Genomic DNA, 7017 nt, shown 5'->3' with positions numbered 1-7017 from the left:
GTCACCACGAAAGAGATCCAGCAAAGTTCCCCAATGTGGCATTGGGGAACTTGAACTCCCCCAATGCCACATTGGGGGCACACGGCACCCCGACTTCGCCAGGCCCCTGGTGTCGCATGCCGTGAGGGCCCCCTTCACGGCATCAGGGCCACGGCAATCGTGTGCTTTGTACGGCATTTGTACGTGGGTTTCTTACCGTCTGCGGCGCACCCACACCCTGCACAGTGGAGGAGCACGTCATGTTGAAAACGCTCGGCAAGGTGTTCACCGGGCTGGCGGCGGGCGCGATGCTGATGGCGGGAGCCGTCGCACCGGCCGCGGCCCAGGTCGAACCGCAGGCGATCAACTTCCGGACCCCGTTCGACTGCGGGCAGGTCTGGAACGCCAACACCCGCACCAACCACAACCCGCAGAACGCCGTCGACTTCCAGCGTTCCGGCGCACAGGGCAAGAACGTGCGCTCCAGCGCGCCCGGCAAGGTCACCACCGTGCGCGACCTCGGCAACACCAGCTACGGCAAGTACATCGTCGTCACCCACAGCGGCGGCTGGCAGACGCTGTACGCGCACCTGAGCGCTTTCAACACCTCGGTGGGCAGGTCGGTCAGCACCGGCACGATCATCGGCAAGGTCGGCAACAGCGGCGGTTCCAGCGGGCCGCACCTGCACTATGAGCAGAAGCTCAACGGCTCCGTGCGGCGCGTCGTGCTCAACGGGCTGGCCATCAAGTACTTCGGCAACACCACGGTCACCAGCAGCACCGGCTGCTAAGAGGCCCTACCCTGGCGGGGCGCCGGCCTGATAACCGGTGCCCCGCACGGTGTGGATCAACGGCGGCTTGCGCAGTTTGCGGCGCAGCTGGGCGATGACGACGTCGAGCACGTTGGACGCCGGATCGGCCATCTCGTCCCAGGCGTGCCGGATCAGCTCGGCACGCGACACCGGCCGGTCCGCGTCGGTGAGCAGCCGTTCCAGTACCGCGAACTCGGTCCGGGTCAGCGTCAGCAGCACACCGGCCCTGCGGACCTCGTGCCGCGCGGTGTCCAGTTCGACGTCGGCGACCCGCAGCAGCGGCGACGCGGCCGCACCCGCGCGGCGGCACAGGCTGCGCACCCGGGCGACGAGCTCCGCGGTGTCGAACGGCTTGACCAGGTAGTCGTCGGCGTGCCGCAGCCCGTCCAGGCGTTCCGGGACACTGCCCAGCCCGGTCAGGAACAGAACCGGGACCGCCCAGCCGGCCTGCCGCCTGCGCGCGACGTAGGCGAGCGCGTCACCGCTGGGCAGCATGCGGTCGAACACCGCACAGTCGTAAGTGTTGACATGCAAGGCTTCGTCGGCCTCCGGCAGGTCGGCCGCGGCGTCCACCGCGAACCCCGCCGTCCGCAACGACGAGTGGATCCCCCTGCGCAGGTCCTCGACATCCTCGACCACCAGAACGCGCACGAGTACCCACGGTAGCCCACCCTCAGGTCGTCGCGGGCAGCAGCCAGCCCCGGCCCGCCGCCTTCGCGCCCGCCTGGAAGCGGCTGCGGGCGCCGAGCCGGTGCATCAGGTCGGCCACCATCCGCCGCACGGTCCGCACCGACACGTCCAGCCGCGCCGCGGCCGAGTCGTCGGTGCAGCCTTCGGACAGCAGGAGCAGCAGATCCCGTTCCCGCGCCGACAGTTCCGTCTGCGGCAGGTCCGCGGCCAGCAGCGGGACGGCGCCCGCCCAGCCCCGCGCGAACAGCTCCAGGAACGTGCCGACGACCCCGGGCAGGTCGAGCACGGCGGCACCGCCGGGCGCCCGGTCGGCAGGCACGATCGCCAGCGCCCCGTCGACCACCAGCACGTCGGTGAACACCTCGGGTGCCGTGCGCACCACCGCACCCGCCGTGGACAGCGCCCGCAGCCGGGCGGCCGCCTTCGGCGCGAGCCGCGCGTTGTCCGGCACCAGCACGCGGAAACGCACACCGGGCACCAGATCGGCACGGTAGAGGTGACGCAGCAGCGCGGCGGGCAGCACACCGGCCGGATCGGCGGCCAGCACCACGATCTCGGTGGTGGCCGACGCGAGCAAGTCGGCGACCCCCGGCCGGGACGTGGTGCTGCCTGCCGGGCGCTCGGACAGGGTGTGGGTCATCGCGGACCTCCGATCGAAAGCGTGGTCGGGTTCGTCATCACGCCGCCGATCCGTACGTTCCGGCGGTCACCAGTCGGCCTTCTGTCCACAGCAGACCGTTGAGCAGGAGGGTGGAGGCCGCGCGGATCGCCGCCGGCAGGCCCTCGCACCGCCGCAGCGCCGCCGCGGCGGCCTCGGTCTCGGCGACGGCGCCCACCTCCGCGCGCAGCAGCCGCCACGCGTCGCGGTCGGGCAGCGGCCGCAATGTCAGCGCCGGCAGGCCCGGCAGCGGGTGCGAGCCGGTGACGAGCGCCGCCGCCGGTCCCGCGGCCGGCAGCAGGGGCCGCACCTGCGCGGCGCAGGCCGCGTCGTCGAGGACCACCAGAACCCGCCTGCCCGCCAGCGCCGCGGCCCACGCGGCCGCCCGGCCGGCCGGATCGGCAGGAACGTCGGCGCCGACCGCCCGCAGCAACCGGGCCAGCGCCTCGGCGACCGGCAGCGGGCCGCGGACGTCGTGGCCACGCAGGTTCAGCAGCACCCGCCCGTCCGGGAAGCCTGCGGCCAGGTCGTGCGCGGCCCGGACGGCCAGCGCGGTCTTGCCGACGCCACGCACACCGTCGACCGACAGCACCCGCCCGGCCCGCAGCAGGGCGGCCACCCTGGCCAGCTCCGCCTGCCGTCCGGTGAAGTGCGGTGCCGGGGCGGGCAGCTGCGGGGCGGCGCCCAGCACCGCGCGGTGCGCGGCGGCCAGCTCCGGGCCCGGCTCCACCCCCAGCTCGGTGACCAGCTCGGCCCTCGCACGCCGGAAGGCCTCCAGTGCCTCGGCCCGCCGGCCGGCATGGTGCAGTGCCAGCACCAGCCGTGCCTGCGGGCCCTCCCGCAACGGGTCCTGCGTGGTCAGTTCCCGCAGCAGCGCGGCGGCCTCGTCGTGGTGACCGGCGGCGGTCAGTGCCGCCGCCAGCCGTTCCCTGACCTGCCAGCGCAGCTGGTCCAGCTCGGTGACCAGGTCGGCCACCATGGACTCGGGCAGCTCGGCGTAGGGGCGGCCCCGCCACAGCTCCGCCGCCTCGGTGAGCAGCCCAGCCGCCTCGGCGGGCGGGACGTGCCCGGCGGCGGCGAGCAGCGCCCGCGCCCGGTCGCTGTCCAGCTCACCGCGGGCCAGCCGGATCCGGTAGGCGCCCGCGCGGCTGTCGATCCGGGCCGCGCCGAGGGTGCGGCGCAACCGCCAGACGTAGGTCTTGAGGTTGCGCACGGCCGACGCCGGCACGGCCTGTTCATGCCAGATCGTGGAGATCAGCTGCTCTATGCTGACCCAGCGGTTAGCGTGGCGGAGCAACGCGGACAGGAGCGTCACGGACTTGCCGGTGCCCAGCTCGACGGGCCTGCCGGCCGGGTCGTGGACCTCCAGCGGACCGAGCACTCGGAACGTCACCGCACACCTCCTGAATCGGATGCGGCAACGATCCACCGGGACACATGAGGATCTGATGACAACGAAGCACCGGGTGCTCGTCGTCGAGGACGACGTGGCGCTGCGCACCGGCGTCGCGGCCGCGTTGCGTGCCGAGTCGCTGGACGTCGAGCCGGTGGGCAGCCTCGGCGCGGCAGGCGACGCGCTGGCCGGGAGCACCTACGACTGCGTGGTGTTCGACCGGATGCTGCCCGACGGCGACGCCATCCACTTCGTGCACGAGCGCCGCCGGTCCGGCTGGGCCGTGCCGGTGCTGTTCCTCACCGCGCTGGACGGCGTCGCCGACCGGGTCAGCGGGTTCGAGCACGGCGGCGACGACTACCTGGTCAAACCGTTCGACACCGGCGAACTGGCCGCCCGGGTGCAGATCCTGTGCCACCGGGCCGCCGGCGGGCGGCCCTCGGTACTGCGCCACGACGACCTGGAACTGGACTGCGCCCGCAGGGAGGTCCGGCGGGCCGGGGTGCTGCTGACGCTGAGCGGGCGGGAGTTCGCGGTGCTGGAGTACCTGGCCACCCGCACCGGCCAGGCCGTGTCCCGCACCGACCTGATCGAGCACTGCTGGGACGCCGAGAGTGATCCGATGTCCAATGTGGCCGATGTGGTGATCAAGCGGCTGCGCCGCAAACTGGGGCAGCCGCAGCTGATCCACACGGTGCACGGCGTGGGGTACCGGCTGTCGTGACCACCGCGCCCGCCTCACTGTCCTCCGCCGACCGGCTGCGCAGGCTGCCGCGCCTGCAGGCACTGCTGTTCGCCGTGATGACCGCGCTCGGCCTGACCCTGCTGGCCTGGGTCGCCATCGCCAGCGACGCCTCGGAAGGCAGGGCCCGCCTCGACGGCGAGGTGCGCCGGGTGGTCGACGCGGTGTCGCGGCAGGTCGGCATCGGCGGTGACGCCATCGCCACCGCCGACGTCAACGCCGACCCGCTCAACACCCGCTGCCCGGAGTTCGCCGTGCTGCCCGCTGCCGGGACCGAGCAGTTCGTCGGGCACCGCAGTGCCCGGCGCTGCGTGTCGGACCGGACGCCGGACGCGGCGATGCTGTCCGCACTGGCCACCGAGGCGGTGCGGGCCAGGAACCTGGTCACCGGCTACCGCGCCGGGGTCGACGACAGCCTGGTCTACACCGCCGCCCTGCCGCTGGAAAACCAGCGCGGCGAGCCGGTCGGCGCCGTGGTGGCGGTGGCCGACGCCGGGGCCGAGCAGGACCGCCACGTGGGCTTCGCGACGCTGGTCATCGGCGGCTGCGTGCTGGTGGTGGCCGCCGTCGCCGCGGGGGCGTTCCTGCTGGCCCGCCGCTCGGTCGGCCCGGCCGCCGCCGCGCTGGGGCAGCAGGAGGAACTGCTCGACGGCATCGCGCACGACCTGCGCAACCCGGTCAGTGCCCTGCGCACCACCGCGCAGGCCGCGCAGAGCAACCCGGCCGAGCAGGCCGGGCTGCTGCCCACGGTGGTCCGGCTGTCCGCCGCCATGGGCAGCATCATCGAGGTGCTGCTGCGCCGCGCCCGCCTGGTCGCCGGTATCGAGAAGCTGGACCGGCAGCGGCTGTGGCTGGACCAGCTCGTCGAGGGCGTCGTCGACGACACCCCGGCCGGGGGCGCGACGGTCACCGTCACCGCGGCGCCCACCATGGTCGACGCCGAGCCGGCGCTGCTGCGCCGTGCGGTGGCCAACCTGCTGGAGAACGCGCTGCGGCACGGGCACCAGCCCGGCGCGCTGTCGGTCGTGCACATCACCGTGCTGGACGGCCGGGTGATCGTCGCCGACCAGGGGCCCGGTGTCGCGGAGTCCGTTGTGGAGACCATGTTCGACCGGTTTTCCAGCGGTGGCGGGTCGTCCGGGCTCGGGCTGTCGATCGTGCGCTGGGTGGCGCAGGTGCACGGCGGGACGCTGCGGGTCTACAACCGCGACGAGGGCGGCGCGATCTTCGAGCTGGCCCTGCCGGTCAGCGCACCATGACCCGCTGCCACGGCGGCAGCGAAACCTCGGTGCCGTCGGGCATCTGGTAGGCCAGGAAGTAGGTGTACTGCCCGGGCGCGGGCAGTGCCCGGTGCAGCGTCACCTCCTGGGGCGTGGTGCTCAGCGGAAGGTCGCGCAGCACCGGGAAGTCGAGCGAGCCGCCTGCCGCGTCGGTGACCTTGACCGTCAGCGAGCGCAGCCGCACCGGCCGGTCCGCCGACAGCTGTGCCCGCGCGGTGACCGGCTGGCCCGCGGCGGGCACGGCCGGTTCCAGCGCCAGCGTGCCGACCAGGACCGGGCGTTCGGTGACGGCGGGCGCGGGCGGGTCGTCCGGCGCGGGCGACCCGGTGGCCACCAGGTAGCCGCCGACCGGCAGCGCGACCAGCACCGCCAGCAGGACCGCGGGCAGTACCCGCCCCCCGGACTCCCGTGCCACCGTGCCCCCGGCCTGTCGATGGTTGTCGCGGTTGCGTCAACCGTGGACCTGTTGTGTATCGCAGGGCGTACGCTACGCGCATGCCGGGGATGAACGAGCAGCTGTCCACCCGCGTTTATCAGCTGGTGTCGGACAACATCCAGCAGGTCATGCGGGGCAAGCCGGAAGTCGTGCGGCTGGCCGTCGTGGCGTTGCTGGCCGAGGGCCACCTGTTGATCGAGGACGTGCCCGGACTGGGCAAGACCACACTGGCGCGGTGCCTGGCACGCAGCATCGGCGGTGAGTGGAACCGGATCCAGTTCACCCCGGACCTGCTGCCCGGCGACGTCACCGGGGTGATGGTATACCACCAGAACGTCGAGCGGTTCGAGTTCCACCGCGGCGGGATCTTCGCCAACGTCGTGCTGGCCGACGAGATCAACCGCGGCACGCCGAAGACGCAGTCGGCGCTGCTGGAGGTCATGTCCGAGCGGCGGGTCACCGTCGACTCGGTGACCAACGACGTGCCGCACCCGTTCCTGGTGATCGCCACCCAGAACCCGATCGAGATGGAAGGCACCTACCGGCTGCCCGAGGCGCAGCTGGACCGGTTCCTGATGCGGGTGTCGGTGGGCTATCCCGACCACGACGCCGAGGTGCGGGTCATCATGAGCGACTGCGCCAGGGTCAGCCCCGACGAACTGCAGCCGGTGGTCGACCTGCAGACGTTGCAGGCGGCCATCACCGAGGTGCGCGCGGCACATCTGGACCCGGCCATCTGCTCCTACGCGGTGCGCCTGGCCGACGCCACCCGCAAGCACGTCGCCGTGCGCTACGGCGCCAGCCCGCGCGGCAGCATCGCGCTGGTCCGCGCCGGGCAGGCGCTCGCGGCCACCGAGGGCAGGCGGTTCGTGACCCCCGACGACATCAAGACCGTCGCCGTCCCGGTGCTGGCACACCGGCTCGTGCTCACCCCGGACGCCGAGCTGAACCAGCGCGAGGCCGCCGACATCGTCGGCGAGGCGCTGTCCGCCACGCCCGCACCGGCCATCAACCAGGTCTGAGACGG

The 7017-nt window shown here is 73.1% G+C and carries 8 protein-coding genes; 4 read left to right on the top strand and 4 right to left on the bottom strand.

Annotated features, from left to right (window positions below; genetic code table 11):
* Positions 1-239 precede the first annotated feature (239 nt).
* Entirely contained in the window at positions 240-770 is a 531-nt protein-coding gene (locus tag EWH70_RS24560) for a M23 family metallopeptidase (protein WP_130477837.1), read from the top strand.
* 6 nt (positions 771-776) lie between these two features.
* On the opposite strand, the gene EWH70_RS24555 is transcribed toward EWH70_RS24560, so the two are convergent.
* The 3 genes from EWH70_RS24555 to EWH70_RS24545 are packed head-to-tail and all read right to left on the bottom strand — an operon-like array spanning position 777 to position 3532.
* Complete coding sequence (locus EWH70_RS24555; RefSeq protein WP_130477836.1) at positions 777-1442, bottom strand: response regulator transcription factor; 666 nt, start codon at positions 1440-1442, stop codon at positions 777-779.
* A 22-nt stretch (positions 1443-1464) separates the two neighbouring features.
* Positions 1465-2121, bottom strand: a complete 657-nt coding sequence (locus tag EWH70_RS24550; RefSeq protein WP_130477835.1) for a helix-turn-helix transcriptional regulator — start codon at positions 2119-2121, stop codon at positions 1465-1467.
* 37 nt (positions 2122-2158) lie between these two features.
* Positions 2159-3532, bottom strand: a complete 1374-nt coding sequence (locus tag EWH70_RS24545; RefSeq protein WP_165436395.1) for an AfsR/SARP family transcriptional regulator — start codon at positions 3530-3532, stop codon at positions 2159-2161.
* 55 nt (positions 3533-3587) lie between these two features.
* Here EWH70_RS24545 and EWH70_RS24540 point away from each other — a divergent pair, with 55 nt between their 5' ends.
* On the top strand, positions 3588-4256 hold the full coding sequence (locus EWH70_RS24540; RefSeq protein WP_130477833.1) for a response regulator transcription factor: 669 nt from the start codon (positions 3588-3590) through the stop codon (positions 4254-4256).
* Positions 4253-5533: a sensor histidine kinase gene (locus tag EWH70_RS24535; RefSeq protein ID WP_240687202.1), complete on the top strand. Its 1281-nt coding sequence runs from the start codon at positions 4253-4255 to the stop codon at positions 5531-5533. The genes EWH70_RS24540 and EWH70_RS24535 overlap by 4 nt, the downstream gene beginning before the upstream one ends.
* Here EWH70_RS24535 and EWH70_RS24530 read toward each other — a convergent pair.
* A complete protein-coding gene (locus EWH70_RS24530; protein WP_130477832.1) occupies positions 5520-5969 on the bottom strand; it encodes a hypothetical protein in 450 nt (149 codons plus the stop codon). The two genes, EWH70_RS24535 and EWH70_RS24530, sit on opposite strands and share 14 nt — an antisense overlap.
* Positions 5970-6058: 89 nt before the next feature.
* On the opposite strand from EWH70_RS24530, the gene EWH70_RS24525 reads away from it, so the two are divergent.
* Positions 6059-7012 carry an AAA family ATPase gene (locus tag EWH70_RS24525; RefSeq protein WP_130477881.1) on the top strand — a complete coding sequence of 318 codons (954 nt, stop codon included), beginning with the start codon at positions 6059-6061 and terminating at the stop codon, positions 7010-7012.
* Positions 7013-7017: the final 5 nt, after the last annotated feature.

Source organism: Amycolatopsis suaedae (assembly GCF_004214935.1).
GTDB lineage: Bacteria > Actinomycetota > Actinomycetes > Mycobacteriales > Pseudonocardiaceae > Amycolatopsis > Amycolatopsis suaedae.
Note: the sequence above shows the minus strand (reverse complement) of the source record. Positions and strands in the feature narration are given on the sequence as shown.

Bases quoted from the DNA above. Each gene is read 5' to 3' on its own strand.
- EWH70_RS24525 (WP_130477881.1), top strand. From the start codon at position 6,059: ATGAACGAGCAGCTGTCCACCCGCGTTTATCAGCTGGTGTCGGACAAC.
- EWH70_RS24560 (WP_130477837.1), top strand. From the start codon at position 240: ATGTTGAAAACGCTCGGCAAGGTGTTCACCGGGCTGGCGGCGGGCGCG.
- EWH70_RS24540 (WP_130477833.1), top strand. From the start codon at position 3,588: ATGACAACGAAGCACCGGGTGCTCGTCGTCGAGGACGACGTGGCGCTG.
- EWH70_RS24550 (WP_130477835.1), bottom strand. From the start codon at position 2,121: ATGACCCACACCCTGTCCGAGCGCCCGGCAGGCAGCACCACGTCCCGG.